The following is a 22951-nucleotide window of genomic DNA, read 5'->3' as shown; positions in this document are numbered from 1 at the left end:
TTAATTAAACTTAGCTACAATTCCCGCCAAAAGGAAAAATAATGAGAAAAATAACAGCTATCTTATCGCTATGTGGCGTTGTTTTGGCGAATTCTTTAAGCTTCAAAACCCTTGAAAGCGACTTTGTGCAAACCGTTACAAGCAACGAATCAAATATCCAGTATCATGGCAAATTTTATGCAAGAGACGATAACAAAGCACTTTGGATATACGACAAGCCTACTCCAAAGAAAATTTACTTTGACAAAAACCGCGTAGTAGTTATCGAAGATGAGCTTGAGCAAGCTATCATATCACGCCTTGAAAATACTCCAAATTTAGCCAATATCCTTAAAAAAGCCACTCGCATCAAAGACGACTTATATAAAGCCGAATTTGACGGCATAGAGTATTTTATAGCTATTAAAAACGAGCTTCCGACAAGGATTGACTATCAAGACAAGCTTGGCAACAAGATAAAAATCATATTTGAAGATGCAAAAAAAGATGAAGTCATAAGCGAAGAGATACTCACTCCTGTCATCCCTTCATTTTACGACGTCATAAATCAATAACTTTCAAATTTGGCGAGCATTTTTACTCGCCAAAATCCTTTCCAAAATCCTTAATCGAATTTAAATCAAGCGGTTGCAGCTCTATCTTGCCGCCTTTTTTAATGATTATATCTTCATCGTCCTCCGTTGCTTGAGAGCTTTTTGATCTGTTTTTTGAGCCGCTATTTTTTTGATCCCTTAGCAGATCCAGTAGCTCTTCAAGCTTTGGCTCACGCACGATTTTAAGCGAGATGATAAGCACTTCATCAATATTGACCGAGTGCTTTTTAGAGGTGTATTTAGCAAAGGTCTCTTTAAATTTCTCCTTGCCCTTTGAGGTTAGCAGATCCTCGACATAAAAGCTTCCTATCACCACGTTTAAGCCGTCAAGTATATACGCTTCGCTATCTTGAACATCCCTTCCCGAAACAAGCAAACTAACGCTAACTTTTTTTATCGAATTTTGCGTATCTTTAGAGTAAAGATCGGTTTCAAAGTCCCTTATATCAAGACTCTCGCCAAACCCGAAAACCGCTAACAAACACGCTATAAAAATTTTTCTCACTGCTCCTCCTTGATATTTTCAAAGATATTTTCTTTATAAAATTTCTCAACTTCTTCGTCTATTTTAACCACATTTCTTAGATAATCTCTAAAATTTTGAGCTCTTGCGTAAATAAGCTTTAAATTTCTAGGATCGGTCGCTCGTGAAAGCGCCACGTAAAGCTGCCCGTTAGCAAAGATGTGATTTAAATCGCAGACCAAGTTATCTATACTCATGCCTTGAGATTTATGAATCGTAAGCGCGTAGGCCAGCTTAAAAGGAAACTGCATAAACGAAGCTCGCACATTTTGCTCTATATTTTCGCCGACAAGTTCAAATTCGCTAAGCTCGAAGCGATTTGGTTCAACTTCGATGATATCGCCGTTTGATTTTTGTACCATGACGCTTTTTATCACGCCGTCCTCTTTTAAAATTTGCATTATTTCGCCGCGCTCACCGTTATAATATTCGCCCCATTTGTTTGTGACAAATATAACCCTAGCCCCGACTTTCATATGCATGATCTCAGGCACCGCAAGGCTATTTATCCAGCCTTCAAGCGTCTTTTCATGCAAATTTTCATCATAAATTTCAACCAAAGCCTCGCTTATCTCAAGCTTGCTTTCAAGACGCTCAAGCATTTGTGCATTTAGTGCGTCAGCCTCGTAATTCCTGCCAAAAAGCACGCTTGTTTCGCTTGAAATTTGCACGTTTTTTACACACAAATTCTCGATATATCTTATAGTTTCCTCATCTAGCTTTCCGATTCTAAGATTTGAGAGAATTTCATAAAATTTAAGATCTTTTGTGCGTTTTGACACTACTAGCTCGATATTTTTTAGCTCAAATTCACTCCAAGCGTGCGAGCTAAAAGCATAAAGAAATTTAAACAGCGCATTTTCATTTGATTCCTTTTTAAGCACGGGCGGAAGCTGATAAAAATCCCCTACAAGCATTATGCGACCCACAAATTTGGAGTTTATGATCCTATGATAGATCATCTCCATCAAATTTGCACTCACCATTGATATCTCATCGATCACAAGCAGATCGCAGCTATCAAGCATGGCTTTTACCTTGCTTACTTTTGACTTTTGCTTGCGATCAAGACCCTTTAACTCCTCCAAATTCGAACAAATTCCGAATTTAAAAAAGCTATGGATACTAACTCCGCCGACACTTACTGCACTTATGCCCGTACTTCCAAGCACAACTACGTTTTTAAGCTCGCTTCTATAGTGCTTTATGATAGCCGTTGTCAAGTAGCTTTTACCGACTCCTCCTCTACCAGTTAAAAAGATATTAGAATTGCGTAAAATTTCCAAAATTTGGTTTAACAAAAATTTTCCTGTTTTTTTGTAAAATTATAACCTAAATCACAGGAGATAAATTTGAAACGAACAATTTTTTTAATTTTTATAGCCGTTTTTTTAACTTCTTGCGCCAAGGTTAGCACCCCAAAAGGCAACGAAAAGCTATTTGATCAAAGTAACCCGGGCAAAATTTCATACCTAAATTTTAGCATTCCTCAAACCGCTTCGGCGATGCCTTTAAATCCTAAAAAAGTAAAATTTAACGGGCAAAATTTGCTTAAAAAGCGCTTTGGCATACTTCTGCTTAAAGAGCCTCCTTACGGCAAAAAAGAGTCGTTTTGGGCGATTGATGTCTATAAAAATTCAGCCAAAAGGCAGTATTACGGCATGAATTTAAAGCCGATTACCGATGAGTGGTTTAGCGCGCAGCAAACTAACGCAAATACTGAGGCTTTCGGCTCGCTTTTACTTCCTGCGATTACGACTGCGACGACTTCGCTTAGAAATTTGCCGACAAATGAAGCCATCCTCTTAAACCCTGCAAAAGCTGGCGAAGGATTTCCGTTTGACTACTTGCAAACTTCCACTTTAAGTATCGGCTATCCGCTTTTAATCTCGCACTACTCGCTTGATAAAGCTTGGGTGTTTGCATTTAACGATAATATCATGGGCTGGATAAGTGCCGAGGATATTAAAATTTTAAGCCAATATGAAGCAAACGAGCTACAAAACGCAAAATTTATAACTATCACGCGTGATAAATCGCCTGTTTATGATACAAACGGCGAATTTTTATTTTATTCTAGGATAGGAGCAATTCTTGCCTTTGAAAGCGAGGATGAGCATAAATTTTACGGGCGAATTCACACTCGCGCAGGAGTTAAGAGATATGAAATTTCAAAAACTGTCGCCTCAAACTATCCGCTTGAATTTAGCGACGCTAACACAAGACTACTAACCCAAAGCCTGCTTAGCGAGCCTTATGGCTGGGGCGGCTTTGCGAGCAAACGGGACTGCTCTTTGCTAACGCAAGACTTTTTAAGCGAATTTGGAATTTGGCTTCCGCGTAACTCCAAAGCGCAAAGCAAGATAGGCAGGCAAATTTCGCTTGTAAATTTAACTAACGAGCAAAAGATAAAAATCATCAAAGAGCAAGCTACTCCGTATCTAACGCTGCTTCATCTAAGCGGTCATATAATGATCTACGTAGGTGAAAAAGAGGGCAATCTGCTTGCACTTCATGACGCTTGGGGCGTAAGAACTAAAGACGCAGGCAGAGCGCTTATCGGCGGTATCGCGCTAACCGAGATTGACATCGGAAAGGATCGTAGCGATATAGATGAAAAAGATCTTTTGCTTTCTAAGATCACTTCTATGAATATCTTGGCAGAACCAAGCGCAAAAAACGCGATAGAGCAAGCTTATGGAGTAAAGATAGAGGGAAATATGCTTAAATTTAAGAGTGGAAGAGAGATAGTCTTTGACGACGGATTGGCAAAAGGCAAGGAAGTGCTTTTATCAAATGCCGATATTGAAGATATCTTTTCCGAGCATTATGAGCTCTTTAGAGAGCTTAAAGTGCCTACAACCGATGCCGGAAGGTATAGAAACTACGAGCTTTTAGATGAAATTTACGGCAAAGACGAAGCCGGAGTTAGAGCAAATTTGGTTAATGTAATTTGGCTTGAAAAACATGTAAATAAAAAGTTTAAATTTAACTCGCAAAATGGCGCAGCTAAAGCTCTTGAAGCGGTTTCAAAAGAGCTTGATGAGCTGGTTGATAAAGAGCCTGACATGCTTAAATTTTTAGACAATCCTTCAGGCACGTTTAACTACCGCGTCATAGCCAAAACAAACCGCAAAAGCGCGCATGCTTACGGAATTGCAATTGATATAAACACCGATAAAAGCGATTATTGGCAGTGGAGCAAAGACGGAATTTATCGCAATCAAATTCCAGCACAAATCGTAAGAATCTTTGAAAAACACGGCTTTATCTGGGGCGGTCGCTGGGCAAGCTTTGACACCATGCACTTTGAGTATCGCCCTGAATTTTTATATATATGGTAGCGATAAATTCGCTAAGCAAATTAAAATTTAAGTAGCCAAATCATCTTGGCTACTTAACCGATACTATAAAATTCCGGCCTCTTTTTTAAGCTTATCTACATACATTTGTCTTAGTTTTGGCACGTATTTGCCGACTTTTCCACCGTTTATAGCTCTTCCGTCAGCACTTATGACAGGTAAAAGTAAAAGCGTAGCTGCGGAAATAAAAACCTCATCGGCATTATAAACATCATCCATACTAAAGGCACGCTGCTCTATCTTAAGTCCGGCTTGCTCGGCAAATCCAAGAATTACTTTTCTGCGAATTCCGGGCAAAATTTCATTTGAAAGAGGCTTGGTTATCAAGACATCATCTTTGATGATAAAAGCGCTTGAGCTTGTAGCTTCGGTTACTAAACCATCTTCAACCATAAATCCCTCATAAGCGCCTTTTTTTACGGCTTGCTCTTTGGCATAGCACTGAGCTAAAAGCGAGATAGACTTGATATCTCTTCGTTTCCAGCGGATATCTTCGACACTTACTACACTGATGCCGTTTATCGCGTCCGGATTATTTACGATCTCCTTTTCGTAGCAAAATATAAAGCAGGTAGGCTCTAAATTTTTGATAAAACAAAAGTCCCTATCAGCCACACCTCTAGTTATCTGCATATATACTCCGCCCTCTTTTAATGAATTTCTTGATATGGCCTCGTTTAAAATTTCTTCAAATTTAGATTTTTCACAAGGCAAACTAAGCTCTATCGCAGCCAAACTCTGCTCAAATCTCTGCCAAAATCCATCTTTATCCACAAGCTTACCGCCAAGCACAGGCACCACTTCGTAAATTCCGTCGCCAAATATAAACCCTCTATCAAATGCACTTACTTTTGCCTCGTTTGCATCCATAAATTCGCCGTTTAGATAGACTATGCCTTTCATTTTTATCCTTATTTTTAAATTTCACATAATTTTAACTTAGAGATGTTAAATAATCTATAAAGTTAAAATTTGAGCGGTTTAAACGAATTTATCGCAAGAATTTGATATAATCAGGCTTACAATTTGAATAAAAAGTGAAAATATGAAAGAAAATCAATTAAAAAATATAATTTTGCAAAACATATTCGTAGTTTCAAAACAACCGGTGCTTTTTCGCGACCTGCTTGAGTCAAACTGCCTCTTTAACGAAGGTATGCTGATTGATCCGGCCAAGCTAAATTTTAAATTTCGCTACATAAAAACCTATATCGTATATGCTATTTTTTGTGCAATTGTATTGGGATTTTTGATTTTATTTACTCACCACCTCTTTACCAGACTTGATTTTCACCTATCTATAATCAGTGCCGTTGTAGTAACCGCTGCGGTTTTTATAGGTTTTGATATGTTTAAAATTTGGGCGAGAAAGGCCATAAGCAAAGAGCTTATAAAAAGAGCTTGGGCTATACATTTTCCGTATTTTTCGTATGAAAAATACTCCACAAAAGTCGAAATGATCTATAACGAAGCCATAAAAAACGAAATACCGAAAAAAGATCTTGAAAAGTATGTCCTAGAAAGATTGGTAGCGCAATCAAAAGACGAAATTTAAATTTTATAAACCTAAATTTGACTCGGTTTATTTAAGATGAAGCGGGTCTAAAATTTGATTTTTATATCTCATCTTCTCAAGTTTTAAGCTTAATTCTCTATTTTCCTCAAAAAGCACGTCTCTTTTACCGCTCAGATCGGCTATATCGCGGCTGAGATAATAAATTTGGTTAGTGATATAAATTTTAGGCAAAAACAGAGCAAGAGCAACCGCTATAGCAAGATACACGGTTAAAAGCGTTTTGAAGCTTAAATTCTCTTCGCCTTTTTGCTCCTCGTCATGAAGAGCTAGCAGATCGTCTCTATCTTGCATTTTTACCTCTTGAAATTTTAAAAATTCTCATCTTTGCACAACTGCTTCTTGGATTTCGTTTTGTCTCTTCTACGCTTGGCATTATAGCTTTTTTTGTGACGATTTCGCCTATGGAGTGGTTATTTCCGCATGCGCAACGCATAGCTTCGTCCGGGCAGATGCAGCTTTTTGCCCATTTTTTAAATCTATTTTTTACTATCCTATCCTCAAGCGAATGAAAGCTGATTATCGCTACTACACACTCATTAATAGATGAATTTTCAATAGCATTAAGCAAATTTTCAAGCTCAGCAAGCTCTGCATTTACTTCGATTCTAATAGCCTGAAAAGCAAGTATTGCAGGGCTAACGCTTCTATTTTTAATGGATTTTGTGCCGATTATCCTAGCCAGCTCGCTAGCACTTGAAATTTTTTGTTTCTGTCTTTCGTTAGCTATATTAGCAGCTATTTGCTTTGCGTTAGTTAGCTCACCGTAGTCTTTAAAAATTTGAGCGAGTTTATGCTCGGGATAGAAATTAACAACTTCATAAGCGGTTAGCTCGCCACTTGTATCCATACGCATATCTAGATTATCGCTCTTTATTCCAAAACCTCGCTCGTTTTTATCGAGTTGAAGAGAAGAAACTCCGATATCGGCTAGAATTCCTCTAATTTCTTGAGTATTAACTTTGCTCAAAATTTCTGAAAATCTGCTCTTAAAGATACTAACGCGATCTTTAAATTTAGCAAGCTTGTTCGTTGAAAATTCTATGGCTTCATCATCTTGATCGCAAGCTATAAGTTTTATATTGTCATTTTGCTCTAAAATAAGACTGGAGTGTCCCGCGTACCCAAGCGTACAATCAACGACAACGCCTTCTTTTATATCGCTAAAAGCTTGCAAAACTTCACTTGGCAGCACAGGAACATGCGGAGAATTCAAATTTTTCCTTGATGATTTAATTTGATGTATAATAACAAAAAAAGTTTATAAAAGGTTAAAGAATGGATTTGACATACGCCTCCGCAGAGCTTAGTAAAATTTCGTTATCGATGTTTAGAAAGAATTTTTTCGGTGTCTTTCATGGCTCTATTTCTGCTCGCATAGAACACAACCAATTTTTGATAAACAAAAAAAATGCGATATTTGATAATCTCAAAGAGGAAGATTTCATAATGCTAAATTCAAAAAAAGACTATAGATGGAACGATGCAAGCTTGGATTCTGACATCCACCTAAATATCTACAAAAACATAAATGAAGCCAAATACGTCTGCTACGCCATGCCTCCTTACCTTACCGCATATACCCTAAATCATACCTTCATACACCCTAGGGATTATTTCGGATATGTAAAGCATCACGAGCTTCCCATATATGATCCAAAGCAATTTGACGACTGGTACGAAAGGGCAGATACTGAAATTTATCGCTATATGATAGAGAACAAAACAAACATAATGATCATCAAGGGATATGGCGCATACGTATATAACAGAACTCCTTATCAACTAGCAAAAGATGTCGCTATACTTGAAAATACTTGTAAATTGTTACATATAGCTCACTCTTATGAGATATATCGTCACTAACAAAACAAAAAATGTTAGTAAAATTGCAAATTTTTCTATTTGAAAACGCCGAATTTAAGGTTACATTCACATAAATTCGGTAAAATAATACATAAAATTTTTAGTTAGTTTAAAGGAAACTAAATGATAACTTGGATGCAAAAGCACAAAAAATACCTCGTCGTAACCATCTGGGTAAGCACTATAGCCTTCGTTGGAGCGGGCTTTGTAGGATGGGGGGCTTACGACATGAATACTAATCGAGCAACTTCGATAGCAAAAGTCGGACACAGAAATATAAGCATTCAAGAATTTCAAAACAAATACAGCGAATTTTACTCATATTATAATCAGTTGTTTGACGGAAAGATGTCTGAAGAAAAAGCTAAAGAGTTAGGGCTTGAAAATTTAGCCATAGAAGCTTTGGTGCAAGAAAATTTACTGCTAAATTTCGCAGATGATTTAAGTCTAGGCGTAAATGATGATGATGTGGTTAAATATATCGTAGCGGATACTACATTTCATGTTGATGGAAAATTTGATAAAAATCTCTACAACGAAACTTTAAAAAGAGCTAGGATAAGCCCAGCCGATTACGAAAACGGACTTAAAAAATCCATACTTCTTGATAAACTAAGGCATGCTATAAACCTACCTACAAACCAAAATGATACAAATTTAATGGCTGCAAGCTTTTTGATGCAAGATAGAGTATCTATGCAGATAGTTCAAGCTTTAGAAGATGAGATAAAAGTCGATGAAAACGAGCTAAAAAGCCTATGGGAAACCAATAAAAACAGCTACAAAACATTAACGGAATTTAAAATAAAAACAAAATTTATCGAGCCGGTAAATATCGATGTAAATGAGACCGAGCTAATGGAGTTTTATACTGAAAATAAAAGCTCATATAAAGACCCGTGGGATAAGATACTAGATTTTAATGATACCAAAGAAGAAGTTTTGCTTGATTACAAACAAAAAAAGACAAAAGACGTAGCTCTTAAAGAGTATTTAAAGATCAAAAAAGGCGAATTAAAGCTAGAAGATGGCTCGTCTGTAGCACTTGAAAACGATACAAGTCTTCCTGTAGATGAGTTAAAAAACGCAAAAGCAGGAGAAGTACTAAAGCCTGTTGAGCACGAAGATGGTTATTTAATTGTGCAATTAGAAGAAACTACCCCTTCGCAAGTTATGACTTTTGAGCAGGCAAGAGAACAAGTGCTTGAGCTTTATAAAACCGAAAAAGAGCAAAAGATAGTAGAGCAAAAAGCTAAAAAACTCCTTGAAACCGGCTTTGAGGGGAAAGATATAGGCTTTATCAGCAGAGATGTCGTTAGTGCGATTACTGGCTTAAGCGATACTGAATTTAGCGTATTTGTTAGTAAAGTTTTTGATAGCAATAACAAAAAAGATTATGTTATGCTAAACAACAAAGCCGTTGTATACGAAATTTTGGAACAAAAGTTGCTTGATAGTGAAAAAGAAAATGAGTATAAAGATGTAATAACACAAAATGTTAGTTACCTCAAAAATAACGAGTTGATTCAAGATCTAACTAACGCATTGCAAAAGCGTTATAAAGTTGAACATTATTATAAAAGGTAGTGGTTTTGAGCACCAAAATTTTAGGTATTGATGTAGGCTCCGTTCAAATTTGCGCTGTTATAGCGCAACACGACGAGAGCGGACTAAAGATAATAGGTATAGGAACGGCAAAAACTCAAGGTATCAAAAAAGGCATTATAACAAACATCGAATTAGCCTCCAAATCCATAAAAAGCGCTCTTATAGATGCTCAAAGGATTGCAGGAACATACTACGAAAGAGTAGTGGTATCTATTTCCGGAGCATACACCAAAAGTGTAGATAGCAGCGGAGTTGTAAACATACCAAGCCATGAAATCGGCATAAGAGAAATAAATCGCTCGATGTTTGAATCAGACCGCAGAGCGCAAATTCATAATGATTACGAGAAGCTTCATATATTGCCTTACAACTTCAAAGTAGACGATCAAGAACACATAGAAGATCCTCTCGGAATGAACGGAAGCAGGCTTGAGGTTCAAACTCACATCATAACGGCTCAAAAATCATCCCTTAGCAATCTTAGAAAAGCTCTAAATTTAGCAGGTGTTGAACCTGATAATATCGTTCTTTCAAGCTATGCTTCAGCTATAGCTACATTAAATCAAGATGAAAAGGATTTAGGAGTAGTTCTTATAGATATGGGTGGGGCTACTTGCAATATGATAGTTCATTCTGGGAATTCTATAAGATATAATGAATTTTTAGGAGTTGGCTCTGCAAATATCACAAATGATCTTTCTGCGGCACTTCACACTCCGCTTTTAAAAGCCGAGGAGATAAAACTAAACTACGGCTCACTTATCAATAGAGCCAATGAGCTAGTTGAAATTCCACCAATAAATGATGACGGCAAAGTTCAAGAAGTATCGCTTGACGTGATATCAAACGTGATCTATGCAAGAGCCGAAGAGACGCTTATGATACTTGCAAAAATGCTTGAAGATAGCGGATATAAAAGCTCGGTTGCAGCAGGCATAGTGCTAACGGGAGGTATGACTAAGCTTGAAGGCATAAGAGACTTAGCCTCTGCGATATTTGACAATATGCCTGTTCGCATAGCAAAACCAAAAGAAACGGAAGGGCTTTACGAGATCATGAGAGATCCTGCCAACTCTTGCGCTATAGGACTTTGCATGTATGGGGCGGGATATTTTACTCCGTACGAGATAGATTCCGAAAAGAAAATGCGTTATAAAGATGAAAGCATAACGAGAAATAAAAATTTAAGAAACATAGTAGAAGACGGAAAATCAAAAGATACAAAAACACAAGAAGAAAACGGTGAGAAGATATTTCAAGGAAGCGTTTTAGACGATGAATTTGACTTTAACGATTTGAAATTTGACAATCCAAAAGAAGAGTTGGCCAATATCGCAGACATCAGCAACGAGAAAAAAGAAAGCTGGCTATCTCGTACTTGGCATAAAATGACACAACTATTTTAATTTAGAAGAGAGGATAAGATGGGTGGCTTTACGGTAGAAGAGAAGAGAAATACTTACGGTGCTAAAATAAAAGTCATAGGTGTTGGCGGCGGCGGGGGTAATATGATAAATCATATGATAAGAGAAAACGGTGGCGATGTAGATATAGATCTAATCGTTGCAAATACCGATGTCAAGGCTCTTGAAAATTCTCTAGCCTACACCAAGCTTCAACTTGGTGAGAAAAAAACCAAAGGTCTAGGCGCAGGTATGATGCCTGAGATAGGACGAGAGGCTGCTCAAGAGAGCTACGAGGAGATAAAAAGCGCGCTTGAATACTCAGATATCGTATTTATAGCATCCGGTCTTGGTGGTGGCACAGGAACTGGCGCAGCTCCCGTGATAGCTCAAGTAGCAAAAGAGGTTGGAGCTTTAACAATAGCTGTCGTAACCACTCCTTTTTCATTTGAAGGCAAAAAGCGCAAAAAGCTAGCTGATATGGGGCTTGAAGAGTTAAGAAAAGAGAGCGACTCCATAGTCGTTATACCAAACGATAAGCTTCTAACTCTTATTGATAAAAAAGCAGGTATGAAAGATAGCTTTAAAATAGTCGATAATGTATTAACTCGTGCTGTTAGCGGTATGAGTACTATCGTTCTTGACTCGGGCAAAAGCGATATAAATCTTGACTTTGCAGACGTTAAAAAAATAATGGAACATAGAGGTATGGCGCTAATGGGAGTTGGTGAAGCGGACGGCGAAGAAGCTGCTCAAGAAGCTATCAAAAACGCTATACAATCACCTCTTCTTGATGATGTTACTATAAACGGCGCTATGGGAGCCCTGGTTCACTTTAGAACTCACCCTGATTGTCCGTTTAGCGATATAAACGAAGCTATGGAGCTTATCACGGAAGCTGTTGATGAAGATGCTGATGTAATCTTCGGAACTACAACAGATGAAAATATGGAAAACAACAAAGTTCAAGTAACGATAGTTGCAACAGGCTTTAGAAACAAAAACGAGAAAAAGCCTGCTCCTGCAACTACAATACAAAACGGCTCAAACAATCCATTCTTAAGCCAAAGACTAGAAAGACTTAAAGTAAGTGGTGGATATGATAGCGAAGAGGCTCAAGCCATACTTGAACTGCCAACATATATCAGACACCAAATGGACTAAAATCCTCAACCCCAGATCCGCATATCACCCAATGCGGATCTTTATACTTCCAAATTAAAAACTAAAATATCTAAATAGCCCAAATTTAATATATTAGACAAATTTGGGCCATTAAATTGCTTATGTGTCATGCTCCAAGAGCGGCTTTTACCTCATCGCTTGCCATTGAGATATTCCAAGCCGGCTCCCAAACCAAATTTATCTCGCACTCCTTTACACCCTCAACTCCAAGCGTTGCATTTTCAACCCAACCCAAGATGAGTTCGTGAAGCGGGCAAGAACGCGTTGAAAGTGTCATCGTAACAACCGCCCTGCCATCATTTTCCTTAACATCATATATAAGCCCCAAAGACACTATGTCAAATCCAACTTCAGGATCGACTATATTTGAAAGCGCTTTGTAAATTTTATCCTTCATTTTGAACTCCGAATTTAGTATATTTAAAAAAGTTTATTACATTAACCACAACTAGCACTACGCTTAATGCAAGGCAAATTTGACTTAGCAAATTTAAACCGCCAAAATAAGCCGCAACCGAAGCCGTCTGAAGCGCCAAAGATAAATTTGCTACCCACTTTATCATCATATCATCAAGCAAAGGCACCTTAGTCTTGCCTACAAATTTCGCCACGTAGTGATACCATATCAAAAACGGCATAATCTTATAAAGATGTCCGACTATAAAAGCATATAAAAAGCCAAAAGTAAGCGTAAATACGGCAAATTCTATCCCGCCAAGAGCTACGCAAACTATGCAGACAAAGAGCCAAACAAGAGCGAAAAAGACATTTAAATTCCAGTAGTCATAAGCCTTTCTAACTCTTTTTTTAAGTATCAAAAGCGCTTCAATCAAAAAGTAAATCACACTCAAAGCTATCAAAGTAAAAGTTAGCTCAAGGCTAAATTTAAGCGCCGCGCCGCCAGCTAAAAATAGTGCTATAGATAGCTTGCTAAGATAAAATTTAAGATCATGCACAAGAGCAAACATAGGCAAAAGCACGCTTGCAACGCCTACTATGATCAAAAATACAAAGCCAAGCACGAAGTAGATGTGATAGTGTAAAACCAGCTCAAAATCAAGCGCAAATTTGCCTGACAGTATCAAGATAAGCATAAATCCAAGCACGACTCCCACAAATAAAAACAGAGCCGAGATAAGCAGAGCAACCACAGCCAAACCGCCCTTTTTAGCCCCTAAAAAGCTAAGCGCGTAAGTAACGGTAAAAAAGAGCAGCGCGATAAATAAAATCCCGGCTCCGGCATGGATAAGCGCCATTTTCTCAAGATACATCCCAAGGCTTAGCACTAAAACGCCTGCCGTATATAAGAACAAATTTAAAAAAGCAAATTTTATAGTCGAAAAAGCCTTTTCAAGAATGACGGAGGTAAGCTGATAGAGCGCGCCGATGATGATACTCATCACAAAGCCAACAAGATATACGTGGAAAAATCCGGCGGTTTTAAGGCTTGTAAGAGCATTTAAATCAACTCCGAAAAAGACAAACACGCTTACAAGTAAGAACAAAATCCCCACGATAAAGTATCCGCCTACCAGACTAAACGGCGGAGCAAATGTATTTAGTAGCATTTAGCCACCACATTTTACGTTTGTATCTAGTGTTTGCGCGCTTACGCCGTCTTTTAGGCTGATTATCACCTTGACCTCTTCGCCTTCAAGTTTTTCGTGCGAGATGTCATAGCTCTGCTCGATCTTTGGGATGAGAGCAACCGGATAGTGGTGATTTATCATCATTACTTTAGCTTTGCTGTCTGCTATCAAATTTAGAGCAACCAAAGCATTTACCATAGGCTCAGGCGGCACGCATTTGCGCGAGTCAAACCCGATATACTCCACTCCGTCTTGGCTAAATTTATAAAAAGGCAGAGTTGCGCCATCTACTTTGATCTCGGTTGCGTTTTTGAAAAATTCATTCATTTTTTATCCTTGTTTAAAATTTAGGATAATTATACTCTTAGATTTAGCGTGGATTTATTGATTTAGTTCAAGATATGTTTAATTTATAGAACAAATATTTATTTAATAAAGCAAATTTAAGCCGCTTTCCCTTAAAAAGCTTGGCTTAAATTCGCTAACTTATTTAATTCTTAATGCAAAAAGTGCCTAACCCCCGTAAAGTATAGCGCCATGCCGTGCTCATTTGCAGCCTGCACAACCTCATCATCACGGATACTACCGCCCGGCTCTATGATGGCTTTTACGCCCACTTCAGAAGCGATATCTATACTATCTCTAAATGGAAAGAACGCCTCGCTAGCAAGCGCGCATCCGTTTAGATCTATTCCTAGATCGCGAGCCTTGTTTACCGCAGCCCTTGCGGCATCCACGCGGCTTGTCATGCCCATACCGATAGCGACCATGGCTGAATTTTTCACATAAACCACGCAGTTGCTCTTAGTAAGTGCAGCCACTTTCCAAGCTATCTCAAGGTCTTTTAACTCCTCTTTGTTAGCCTTACGTGTGGTTTGTAGCTTCATGTTTTCTAGCTCGCTAGGCTTAACCTCGTCACTTTCTTGGAAGACAAATCCGCCGTCAACATGCTTAAAGTCGTATTTGTCGTTTGCTCTTGTTAGAAATTTATTGCCTTGAGAGAAAATTTTGATACGTTTTTTGGACTCAAATACCTTAAGAGCTTCTTCATCGACATTTGCTGCAATTATAACTTCGACGAAAATTTCATTTATCTTTTCAGCCAAAGCCTTATCAAGCGTGCCGTTTATCGCCACAACTCCGCCGTAAGCCGAGATAGGATCGCATTTTAGCGCTTCGGTGTAGCTTTCAAGCAGGCTTGATTTCACCGCAAAGCCGCAAGCGTTTGCGTGCTTGACGATAGCTACCGCAGGTGCTTCATCAAAGCTACTTGCAAGCATCAAAGCCGCGTTTATATCAGTCATATTATTAAAACTTGCTTCGCCCTTTAATGCTTTAAAGTTATTGCTAAAGAAATAATCAAACTCATACAAAGCGCCTTTTTGGTGCGGGTTTTCTCCATATCTAGTGTCAAACACCTTGCTTGCCGAAATAAATTTCATCTCGCCAAAGCCGCCGTTAAACCGCTCGTTCATGTAGTTTGCTATCATAGAGTCATAAGCTGCGGTGTGCTCATAGGCTTTTATCATTAGCGCGCGTCTAAATTCGAGCGCATTTTCTCCGTTTCTTAAATTTTCAAGCACAGCCTCATAGTCAAGCGGACTGGTTACGATATATACGTCTTTAAAATTTTTAGCCGCACTTCGCACCATCGCAGGTCCGCCGATATCGATATTTTCGATAATCTCCTCAAAATCATCGGTGCGTATGGTAGTCTCTTTAAAAGGATACAAATTTACACAAACCAGATCGATCCTTCCGATACCGTTTTGCTCGGCTTGCGCCACATGGCTTTTATCATCTCTTTTATGCAAAATTCCGCCGTGAATTTTAGGATGAAGGGTCTTTACCCTACCCTCAAACATCTCTGGGCTCTTTGTGTACTCGCTAACTTCAAGCGAATTTATACCGCTTTGCACAAGTAGCTTATGCGTCCCGCCCGTTGAAAGTATCTCAAAGCCAAGCGAAGCAAGCCCCTTGACAAACTCCACAACTCCTTCTTTATCGCTCACACTGATTAACGCTCTCATTTCCTCTCCTCTTTTTGATATATCTTAAAATTTCAAGTTCGTTTAACTCTTCATATCGCCTTGGCACAAAGCTCTCATCGCGCTCAAATCCAAATTTCTCATACATTTTGATAGCTATTTCAAGCTCTTTGTTTGTATATAGATAAATTTCATCAAAATTTTCATCACAAAATTTAATCGCCTCTTTTAAAAGCTCTCTTCCAATGCCTTGGTTTTGAAATTTTTCATCAACTATAAGCCACCTAAGCAGAGCTGCGTTTTCACTCTCATCAACGGCTATACAACCGACCAAAGCGCCATCTTTTACGCAAGTAAATAGCTCTCGTTTTCCGCTTTTAAGACTAGCTACAAATTCGGCTATATCTTTAGCTATCTTCGTTTCAAAAGCCTTGCCAAGATCAAATCTTTTTGCGTAATATTTCGCATTAAGCGAGATTATATCGCCCACACAGCCGCTTGTGTAGCCTTTAGTTATTTGCACTGCTAGCCTTTATCTCCTCGTAAGCTTCATTAATCTCTTGAAGCTTTCTGGTTGAGCGCTCGATGATCTCCTCGCTCTCGCCCCTGCCCATCAAGATATCCGGATGATACTTTTTCACAAGCTCGCGGTAGCGCTTTTTAACCTCGCTAAACGGTGCATTTTGTGGCAAATTTAATACCGCATATGGATTTTTCTTCTCACTTTGAGAATTTGTGCCGTAACTTCTTTGCTCGGATTTTCTCTGACTGTAAAATCCGTCAAATTTGGCAAACAAAGCCTCCAAAACAGATCTATGAACTCTAAATCCTATAGCGATTTGCTCTATTATCTCTCGCTCCGAAGGAGAAAGCTCGCCGTCTATACAAGCCAAATTCAGTAAAAACGAAATCTTAGCTATCGCGGCGTCACTGCTTAGGTTAAATTTAAGATAATACTCGCGAGCTATCTTATATGTGTTGTTTAAATTCTCTTTTTCGGCATTATAAATTTGCTTAAGCTCTTGCCTTTTTCTTACGTCTCCGCCTAGTTTTAAAGCGATATCATCAAGTATCTCGCTTACCAGCTGAGCTTCCAGCTCATTTACTCTGCCGTCGCTTTTGGCAACCTTGGCAAGCAGGCTAACAAGATACTTCGCCTCTTCAAAAACTAACTGCTTTTTAAAGCCCGATAAAATTTGCGGACTCTGCATAAAACCCGAAGATAGGTAGTATATCAAGAGTATTACGGCGATGATTATCAGCAAATTTCCCATCTAAATTCTTACCAAAGGTGATAGATAGTATTTTTTAACTTGCCGTTAACAAGCTCGTTCTTGCGCCATGAGCTCTCATCGTTCATGACGTTCCAGCGGCGCTCATCAGGACGATAAAACCAGTCTTTATCTATCTGATAATATATCTGCTTGCCGTTTGCTTCGATGATGTTTGCGATGTTGTTATCATGATAGCTGTTTTCATCAAAGTCCGTAAACGCCCTTTGCCCCATCTCCGAATAAAGCAAAGTAAGCTCTTGAAGCATCTCATTTAGCTCATCATCCATCTTTTTTACATGAAGCCCGATCTCTTCGGCCTCGCGAAAGAGTATCGGATACTCATGCGCAGGATAATCGCTATTTAGTCGCTCTGAAATTTTTTGAATTTTTTCATCGTCATTGATATGATAACGCAAAATTTCACGACAAATTTTAAGCGAAAGCGAGCTGGCGCGATCCACCGCACCAAATACAAGCGGATGAATGTACTCATACAGCGATTTATACGGGTTTTCGTCTTTATCTTTTTCGTTCGTTTTCCATAGTTTTATCACGCGGCTTAGCTCGTCCATCGACACGCTTACAAGCTCGTTATTTTTATTTGTAGGGCTTAGTTCGTGCTTAAGCGAAGTATCAACGGGAGTTAGATACGCAAGCGGACCCATAACGATCTCATTTGCACCAAGCGCCATCATCGTAGCAGCCGAAGCGCAATTTGCAGGCACAAGAGCGGTTATGTTTTTGCAGTAGTTTCTAAGCGTACTTATGATACGAAGCGAAGCGATACCGCTACCGCCGTCGCTTTTGATAAACAAAAAGGCGTTTTGTATCTTTTTACCTTTTAAAATTTCATACATTGCGCTTGCGTCGTTTCCGCATACGCTACCTGCGTTTGAGTTGTAGTAGGTGATGAGCGAACCGCCGAGCTTCGCCTCGATCGCCTTGATAAGTTGCTGTGTTTCGTTAAATAAAATAGGCGGCTTGGCTACATTTCTTTGATTCATCTTCTGCTCTCTTATCTCCTCTTTTTCCTCAGTCTTCTTGTTTAATAACTCTAGCAAACTCATTAAAGTAAACCTCGCTTATATCTTTTAAATTTTCGCTCACGCCATCTATTTCAAATTTGCTTCCGCCCGTTATGCCTATTTTGCTTACTTTAAGCCCGAATTTGCTTGCTAGTTCGCTAAATTTTGCCTCATTCTTTACTCCCACAACCGCTCGCGAAAAGCTCTCGTCAAATATCCATCTGCTATCGCCAAATTTACACTCACATCTTGCGCCTATCTCGCTCATACAAGCCATTTTAGCTAGCGTCATAGCTACTCCGCCCGTGCCAACTGAGTTTGCAAATTCCAAAATTCCTTCTTTATTTGCCTCTATCACAAGATCCCAAAGCGCTCTTTCTTTTTTATAATCAATCTCTTTTAGCTCGCCGCTAACAGAGTTGTATAAATTTTTCATATAAAGGCTTGCGGCAAATTCGCCTGTCGTTTCGCCTACCAAATATATCGGTGTGCCCTCTTTTACAAAGACGCTCGGTAAATTTTTATGAGCGCACTCATTTACGCCTACGCTTACGATAGCAGGTGTCGGATACACACTTACGCCGTCCGTGTCGTTATAAAGACTCACATTTCCGCTTACAACTGGAGTCATTAGCTCGCGACAAGCCTCTTTTATACCCTCGCAACCCTGCGCGAACTGCCACATAACTTCGGGATTTTCAGGATTTCCGTAGTTTAAGCAGTCGGTTATAGCAAGCGGCATAGCACCACTCATAGCGACCTTTCGTCCGCTTGATGTAACCGCCATAGCAGCACCTATCTTTGGATCTACGTAGTTGTGGCGAGGAGAGCACTCTATGCCCATAGCTATAGCTTTGCCGCTCTGCCTTACTCGAATCACGCTTGCGCCTAAATTTCCTGGCTGCTTGATCGTATTTGTCTGGATATTTGCATCGTATTGATCATAAATCAAAGATTTATTTAAGATATGCGGATCGCGAAGAAGCTTACCAAAAGCAGTTTTGTTATCAACTTTTTCAAATTTATCCAAATTTATATCTTTTATCTCGTCAAGATAAGCAGGCTTTTTCGTAGGGCGATCAAGCACCGGAGCAGCCTGAGCAACAGGATCTATCGGAATTTCGCCTGCAAGTTCGCCATGCCAGTAAAGCTGCATCTTACCGGTATCGGTTACCTCTCCTATGATCTCAGCGTCCAAGTCCCACTTCTTAAATATCTCTACAACCTTTTGCTCGTAGCCTTTTTTGGCACATATTAGCATTCTTTCTTGGCTTTCGCTAAGCATAAGCTCATAAGGCGTCATACCGCTTTCTCTCATCGGAACGCGGTCAAGATACATCTTCATACCGCTTCCGCTTCGCCCGGCCATCTCAAAGCTACTTGAAGTAAGACCTGCCGCGCCCATATCCTGAATGCCTATGATATAATCTTTCTTAAACAGTTCCAGACAAGCCTCAAGAAGAAGCTTTTCTGCAAACGGATCGCCCACCTGAACGGTCGGACGAAGTGATTTATTTTCATCGTTAAAGCTATCGCTTGCCATAACTGCTCCGCCAAGTCCGTCTCTGCCTGTTTTACTGCCTACGTATATGACCGGATTTCCTATGCCTTCAGCCTTGCCGTAGAAAATTTCATCACTCTTGCAAAGCCCCAAAGCAAAGGCATTTACAAGGATGTTTCCGTTAAAGCTCTCATCAAAGGTTACTTCACCACCCACAGTCGGAATGCCCATGCAGTTGCCATAGTGAGAAATTCCCGCTACCGTGCCTTTGACAAGATATCTTTGGTGGCGTGCTATGCTTGAGCTTCCGTTAATCTGACCAAATCTAAGCGAGTTCATGTTCGCCACGACTCTTGCACCCATGGTAAATACATCGCGCAAAATTCCGCCCACGCCAGTGGCTGCACCCTGATAAGGCTCGATAAAGCTTGGATGGTTATGACTCTCCATCTTAAATACGGCAGCAATTCCATCACCCACATCTATAACGCCTGCGTTTTCGCCGGGACCTTGCAAGACCCAAGGAGCTTTGGTCGGAAAACCGCTTAGGTATTTTTTGCTTGACTTGTAGCTGCAATGCTCGCTCCACATAGCAGAAAATATTCCCAACTCAAGTAAATTCGGCTCACGCCCTAAAATTTTAAGAATATTTTCATACTCGCCGTCACTAATTTTATGCGCTTTTATCGTAGCCTTATCCATTTTTTCTCCTATTTATTTTCTGATAACAAACTTAATAAAATGCCGATTTGTTTTCTTAAATCAGCATAAACCGTATCGTAAAATCTCGCCGAACACTAATGCTTCTCATCTTTCATAAACAGCTTTTTGCAAATTTGCTTCATGTAGCGAAATGAATTCGCCCTAAATAAATTCTTAAAAACATCTGTTTATTAAAATCAGATAAAACAAAGCTCAAATTCCGATCAAACACTTTTTAAAATATGTAATTTTATTTTGATATTGTATTAAATTTTAATTTTATTATTCATTATAAACGGCTATAAAATATAAAATTTCAAAATTTACGCCATAAATTTAACTATTTTACTTTAGCAAGCATAAAAACATAATAAACCAAAATGTAACTTTGATGCCGGCATAAATTTTACACTTTATACGCTCTTAAATTTGAGCCGAAAAACATCTCTTTTTCTTTAATCAAGACAAATATCGCTACTATCAGCAATATAGCTGTTTGTAGCACCTTACTATCGGGATGTGTCGCAAAAATCTCATTTGTAAGATTTGCAAAAAGATGAAAGATAACGGCAATGGTTATGTTTCTGCCCGTTTTAATATAAAGCCAATTCATCAAAATCACAAAAACAAACACGCTAGCTATAAAATTTAACCCGTATAAAAGACCGCTATTTGATACGTTGCTATGATAATAGCCTTTTATAAAGGCTAACGGCAAATGCCAAATCGCCCAGTAAAATGCAAATATAATAGATGATACAAACAGATTAAATTTAGAGGTTAAAGCATCTGTTGCGTAACTATGCCACGCCAACTCTTCTATGATTGCGGCAAAGACAAGTATGAACCAAGCGTTAAAAAAGGCGGAATCAAAACTTGGATGAGCCACTATATGAAACTGCTCTAAACTATATCCGAACAAAACAGATATAAGCTGAGCGAGTAAAAGAGCTGCGCAGGTCATAAAAATAGCTAAGATAAGGTAAATTTTACAAACGCTCTTAAGGCTAAATCTATGCTTTAAATCCTTAAATTTAACTCCTTCACGCCAAAAGAGATAAAGCGCTATCAAACAAGGAGATACAAGTCCCAATAGACTTAAAACGCCTTGCAGGAAAGTTAAATTTAAAGAATTTGGCATATTGCTCAAATAAGCTGCACTAAAGAAAAATATCCAAGGCAAAACAAGCGAAGCCGTGAAGAAAAATAGAGGTCTATGGTATCTTGCTTCTTTGGCTTGCATAAATTTAACTTACTCCAAAAACATAGAGTAGCAAAGCACGTTTAATAAAAATCGCCCTTGCTTTAGCATATCTTGATCGATTCCTTCTTTTTTAAATTTGTCCGAGTGAGCATGCTCTTTTATCTTTGTAAGCTCTTTTTTATTTACATGAAATTTAAAATCTAAATTTTTAATCTCAAAGCCCTTATTTCCAACGATCTGAGCATTAATGATAGTGGCAAAGAATTCGCCTTTATCAACGTTTGTATAATAATTCGTAACGCTTTTTGTATTTATAGGTTCCAAACTATATCTAAAAGCTTCGCAAACTGATTTTTCGTTAGTAGAGTAAATCACATTTTCTATCATGCCGCCACCAAACTCATAAAATTTGATATTTTTTGAATTTTGCAAGCTTTTTATCTCATTATCGCTTGATATATTGACATTTTTACCTTTGTCAAGATCTATCACTATGACACTTTTAAGATCACTCACAAAGTAAATATCGCCTAAATTTTTGCTTGAATAAGTATCGCCAAACTGAGTCTTTACAACAGCATTTCCTTGCACTTCACCAAATTTAAGCGCACTAACTACTCTTTTATAAAAACTAATCTCTTGCAAACTCTCATCACTCTCTAAATATCGCATCCATGCTCTATCGTCTGCTGAATCGCTACCTAAAGAGCTTGCACAACCACTCAAAACTATAGCGCTTACAAAAGCCGCTACAAAAGTTTTAAATTTCATAAAGCATTCCTTTGATTGAACTATTTAGCAAATTCTGCGCAAATTATATTTCTTAGTATGCGCTCTTGCTTCATTAAATCCTTATCTATAACGTTTAACTTAAATTTCTCAGACTCTACCGATTTTTTAAATTGAGCAAGATCGGTCTCCGGAACGAAATATTTAAAGCTTAAGCCGTTTGCTATCGGGGTCTTATTTTTTAATATCTTAGAATTCATAACAGTTACAAAGAAATTGCTGTTATCTGGAGTATTGGCATTATAGTAATTAGTAACGCTTTTTGCATTTACGCTCTTACCGCTTATAAAAGCCTCACACACAAGGTTGCCATTTGCGCTATAAACTACGGTTTCTAAAATTCCGCCACCAAACTCATAAAATTTTATATTTTTTGAATTCTTTAAAGATAAAACCTCATTTTTATCGTGCATATTGATATAATAAGCACCCCTATCAAGATCCACTATCGAAAAAGACTTACCGCCGCTTGCATACATGTCGCCTATCTTTACGTTTTGAAGCTTACCCTTATACTGCTTTTTGGTAAGAGCAAAACCGATTTTAGAACCGTCTTTTAACTCTTTTGTGGAGGTTAAATTTTCAGAGTAAAACGCTATCTTTTGCATACTCTCGTCATTTTCAAGATAATTAGTCCATTTAGGTTCGCTATCTTCTTGAAGCTTTGCCATTGATAAGCTAGCATTGCTTTGCGCACAACCAGCCAAAAACAATACCGCCACAGAACTTGCAACAATTTTTAAAATACTCATTTTTATCCTTTAAA

General features: G+C 38.5%; 23 protein-coding genes. 7 read left to right on the top strand and 16 right to left on the bottom strand.

Annotated features, from left to right (window positions below; all coding sequences use genetic code 11):
- Positions 1–41: 41 nt before the first annotated feature.
- Positions 42–554, top strand: coding sequence for a LolA-like outer membrane lipoprotein chaperone (gene lolA / locus ACHJH3_RS04415; protein WP_169941456.1), 513 nt, complete (start codon positions 42–44; stop codon positions 552–554).
- Positions 555–576: 22 nt separating this feature from the next.
- Here the strand turns inward: lolA and ACHJH3_RS04410 are convergent, their stop codons facing one another.
- Positions 577–1098 (bottom strand): hypothetical protein, encoded by a 522-nt coding sequence (locus ACHJH3_RS04410; protein ID WP_407063743.1) that lies wholly within the window; start codon positions 1096–1098, stop codon positions 577–579.
- On the bottom strand, positions 1095–2417 hold the full coding sequence (locus ACHJH3_RS04405) for an ATP-dependent DNA helicase (protein WP_172199164.1): 1323 nt from the start codon (positions 2415–2417) through the stop codon (positions 1095–1097). Before ACHJH3_RS04405 ends, ACHJH3_RS04410 begins: the two co-directional genes overlap by 4 nt.
- 51 nt (positions 2418–2468) lie before the next feature.
- On the opposite strand from ACHJH3_RS04405, the gene ACHJH3_RS04400 reads away from it, so the two are divergent.
- On the top strand, positions 2469–4460 hold the full coding sequence (locus ACHJH3_RS04400) for a M15 family metallopeptidase (protein WP_407063742.1): 1992 nt from the start codon (positions 2469–2471) through the stop codon (positions 4458–4460).
- Positions 4461–4523: 63 nt separating this feature from the next.
- On the opposite strand, the gene ACHJH3_RS04395 is transcribed toward ACHJH3_RS04400, so the two are convergent.
- Complete coding sequence (locus tag ACHJH3_RS04395) at positions 4524–5381, bottom strand: D-amino-acid transaminase (protein WP_407063741.1); 858 nt, start codon at positions 5379–5381, stop codon at positions 4524–4526.
- 142 nt (positions 5382–5523) lie between these two features.
- Between ACHJH3_RS04395 and ACHJH3_RS04390 the strand changes: the two genes are divergently transcribed.
- On the top strand, positions 5524–6033 hold the full coding sequence (locus ACHJH3_RS04390; protein WP_169941448.1) for a hypothetical protein: 510 nt from the start codon (positions 5524–5526) through the stop codon (positions 6031–6033).
- A gap of 27 nt (positions 6034–6060) precedes the next feature.
- On the opposite strand, the gene ACHJH3_RS04385 is transcribed toward ACHJH3_RS04390, so the two are convergent.
- Both ACHJH3_RS04385 and rsmH read right to left on the bottom strand, forming a co-directional pair.
- On the bottom strand, positions 6061–6345 hold the full coding sequence (locus ACHJH3_RS04385; RefSeq protein ID WP_169941446.1) for a hypothetical protein: 285 nt from the start codon (positions 6343–6345) through the stop codon (positions 6061–6063).
- The gene (gene rsmH / locus ACHJH3_RS04380) at positions 6335–7267 is read right to left on the bottom strand and encodes a 16S rRNA (cytosine(1402)-N(4))-methyltransferase RsmH (protein ID WP_407063740.1); all 933 of its coding nucleotides are present in this window, start codon (positions 7265–7267) and stop codon (positions 6335–6337) included. The genes ACHJH3_RS04385 and rsmH overlap by 11 nt, the downstream gene beginning before the upstream one ends.
- 62 nt (positions 7268–7329) lie before the next feature.
- Here rsmH and ACHJH3_RS04375 point away from each other — a divergent pair, with 62 nt between their 5' ends.
- The 4 genes from ACHJH3_RS04375 (at position 7330) to ftsZ (ending at position 12092) form a co-directional block, all read left to right on the top strand.
- Positions 7330–7917, top strand: coding sequence for a class II aldolase and adducin N-terminal domain-containing protein (locus ACHJH3_RS04375; protein ID WP_169941442.1), 588 nt, complete (start codon positions 7330–7332; stop codon positions 7915–7917).
- A gap of 123 nt (positions 7918–8040) precedes the next feature.
- The gene (locus ACHJH3_RS04370; RefSeq protein ID WP_407063739.1) at positions 8041–9504 is read left to right on the top strand and encodes a peptidylprolyl isomerase; all 1464 of its coding nucleotides are present in this window, start codon (positions 8041–8043) and stop codon (positions 9502–9504) included.
- A gap of 5 nt (positions 9505–9509) precedes the next feature.
- A complete protein-coding gene (ftsA, locus tag ACHJH3_RS04365) occupies positions 9510–10931 on the top strand; it encodes a cell division protein FtsA (RefSeq protein WP_169941438.1) in 1422 nt (473 codons plus the stop codon).
- Positions 10932–10949: 18 nt separating this feature from the next.
- Complete coding sequence (gene ftsZ, locus ACHJH3_RS04360) at positions 10950–12092, top strand: cell division protein FtsZ (protein WP_407063738.1); 1143 nt, start codon at positions 10950–10952, stop codon at positions 12090–12092.
- Positions 12093–12219: 127 nt separating this feature from the next.
- On the opposite strand, the gene ACHJH3_RS04355 is transcribed toward ftsZ, so the two are convergent.
- The 11 genes from ACHJH3_RS04355 to ACHJH3_RS04305 form a co-directional block, all read right to left on the bottom strand.
- Entirely contained in the window at positions 12220–12510 is a 291-nt protein-coding gene (locus ACHJH3_RS04355) for a metal-sulfur cluster assembly factor (RefSeq protein WP_407063737.1), read from the bottom strand.
- Positions 12500–13681 (bottom strand): peptidase M50, encoded by a 1182-nt coding sequence (locus ACHJH3_RS04350; protein WP_407063736.1) that lies wholly within the window; start codon positions 13679–13681, stop codon positions 12500–12502. Before ACHJH3_RS04350 ends, ACHJH3_RS04355 begins: the two co-directional genes overlap by 11 nt.
- Positions 13682–14029 carry a hypothetical protein gene (locus ACHJH3_RS04345; RefSeq protein WP_407063735.1) on the bottom strand — a complete coding sequence of 116 codons (348 nt, stop codon included), beginning with the start codon at positions 14027–14029 and terminating at the stop codon, positions 13682–13684.
- Positions 14030–14199: 170 nt separating this feature from the next.
- On the bottom strand, positions 14200–15732 hold the full coding sequence (gene purH / locus ACHJH3_RS04340; RefSeq protein ID WP_407063734.1) for a bifunctional phosphoribosylaminoimidazolecarboxamide formyltransferase/IMP cyclohydrolase: 1533 nt from the start codon (positions 15730–15732) through the stop codon (positions 14200–14202).
- Positions 15704–16213: a GNAT family N-acetyltransferase gene (locus ACHJH3_RS04335; RefSeq protein ID WP_169973839.1), complete on the bottom strand. Its 510-nt coding sequence runs from the start codon at positions 16211–16213 to the stop codon at positions 15704–15706. The genes purH and ACHJH3_RS04335 overlap by 29 nt, the downstream gene beginning before the upstream one ends.
- Positions 16200–16964, bottom strand: coding sequence for a DnaJ domain-containing protein (locus ACHJH3_RS04330; protein WP_407063733.1), 765 nt, complete (start codon positions 16962–16964; stop codon positions 16200–16202). Before ACHJH3_RS04330 ends, ACHJH3_RS04335 begins: the two co-directional genes overlap by 14 nt.
- A gap of 8 nt (positions 16965–16972) precedes the next feature.
- On the bottom strand, positions 16973–18031 hold the full coding sequence (locus tag ACHJH3_RS04325; RefSeq protein ID WP_407063732.1) for an SDH family Clp fold serine proteinase: 1059 nt from the start codon (positions 18029–18031) through the stop codon (positions 16973–16975).
- Positions 17997–20192 carry a phosphoribosylformylglycinamidine synthase subunit PurL gene (purL, locus tag ACHJH3_RS04320; protein WP_407063731.1) on the bottom strand — a complete coding sequence of 732 codons (2196 nt, stop codon included), beginning with the start codon at positions 20190–20192 and terminating at the stop codon, positions 17997–17999. Before purL ends, ACHJH3_RS04325 begins: the two co-directional genes overlap by 35 nt.
- A gap of 406 nt (positions 20193–20598) precedes the next feature.
- Entirely contained in the window at positions 20599–21435 is an 837-nt protein-coding gene (locus tag ACHJH3_RS04315; protein WP_407063730.1) for a CPBP family intramembrane glutamic endopeptidase, read from the bottom strand.
- Positions 21436–21444: 9 nt separating this feature from the next.
- A complete protein-coding gene (locus tag ACHJH3_RS04310) occupies positions 21445–22167 on the bottom strand; it encodes a hypothetical protein (protein WP_407063729.1) in 723 nt (240 codons plus the stop codon).
- 20 nt (positions 22168–22187) lie between these two features.
- Positions 22188–22937, bottom strand: a complete 750-nt coding sequence (locus ACHJH3_RS04305) for a hypothetical protein (protein WP_407063728.1) — start codon at positions 22935–22937, stop codon at positions 22188–22190.
- Positions 22938–22951: the final 14 nt, after the last annotated feature.

Origin of the sequence: Campylobacter canis (assembly GCF_045504005.1) — a bacterium.
Lineage (GTDB): Bacteria > Campylobacterota > Campylobacteria > Campylobacterales > Campylobacteraceae > Campylobacter_A > Campylobacter_A canis.
The sequence above is the reverse complement of the archived record's forward strand: the minus strand, read 5'-3'. Positions and strand labels throughout refer to the sequence as shown.

Excerpts from the sequence above, each read along its gene's own strand:
- lolA (WP_169941456.1), top strand. The coding sequence starts at position 42 with ATGAGAAAAATAACAGCTATCTTATCGCTATGTGGCGTTGTTTTGGCG.
- ACHJH3_RS04395 (WP_407063741.1), bottom strand. The coding sequence starts at position 5,381 with ATGAAAGGCATAGTCTATCTAAACGGCGAATTTATGGATGCAAACGAG.
- ACHJH3_RS04390 (WP_169941448.1), top strand. The coding sequence starts at position 5,524 with ATGAAAGAAAATCAATTAAAAAATATAATTTTGCAAAACATATTCGTA.
- ACHJH3_RS04385 (WP_169941446.1), bottom strand. The coding sequence starts at position 6,345 with ATGCAAGATAGAGACGATCTGCTAGCTCTTCATGACGAGGAGCAAAAA.
- ACHJH3_RS04375 (WP_169941442.1), top strand. The coding sequence starts at position 7,330 with ATGGATTTGACATACGCCTCCGCAGAGCTTAGTAAAATTTCGTTATCG.
- ACHJH3_RS04370 (WP_407063739.1), top strand. The coding sequence starts at position 8,041 with ATGATAACTTGGATGCAAAAGCACAAAAAATACCTCGTCGTAACCATC.
- ftsZ (WP_407063738.1), top strand. The coding sequence starts at position 10,950 with ATGGGTGGCTTTACGGTAGAAGAGAAGAGAAATACTTACGGTGCTAAA.
- ACHJH3_RS04355 (WP_407063737.1), bottom strand. The coding sequence starts at position 12,510 with ATGAAGGATAAAATTTACAAAGCGCTTTCAAATATAGTCGATCCTGAA.
- ACHJH3_RS04350 (WP_407063736.1), bottom strand. The coding sequence starts at position 13,681 with ATGCTACTAAATACATTTGCTCCGCCGTTTAGTCTGGTAGGCGGATAC.
- ACHJH3_RS04345 (WP_407063735.1), bottom strand. The coding sequence starts at position 14,029 with ATGAATGAATTTTTCAAAAACGCAACCGAGATCAAAGTAGATGGCGCA.
- purH (WP_407063734.1), bottom strand. The coding sequence starts at position 15,732 with ATGAGAGCGTTAATCAGTGTGAGCGATAAAGAAGGAGTTGTGGAGTTT.
- ACHJH3_RS04330 (WP_407063733.1), bottom strand. The coding sequence starts at position 16,964 with ATGGGAAATTTGCTGATAATCATCGCCGTAATACTCTTGATATACTAC.
- ACHJH3_RS04325 (WP_407063732.1), bottom strand. The coding sequence starts at position 18,031 with ATGAGTTTGCTAGAGTTATTAAACAAGAAGACTGAGGAAAAAGAGGAG.
- purL (WP_407063731.1), bottom strand. The coding sequence starts at position 20,192 with ATGGATAAGGCTACGATAAAAGCGCATAAAATTAGTGACGGCGAGTAT.
- ACHJH3_RS04315 (WP_407063730.1), bottom strand. The coding sequence starts at position 21,435 with ATGCAAGCCAAAGAAGCAAGATACCATAGACCTCTATTTTTCTTCACG.
- ACHJH3_RS04310 (WP_407063729.1), bottom strand. The coding sequence starts at position 22,167 with ATGAAATTTAAAACTTTTGTAGCGGCTTTTGTAAGCGCTATAGTTTTG.
- ACHJH3_RS04305 (WP_407063728.1), bottom strand. The coding sequence starts at position 22,937 with ATGAGTATTTTAAAAATTGTTGCAAGTTCTGTGGCGGTATTGTTTTTG.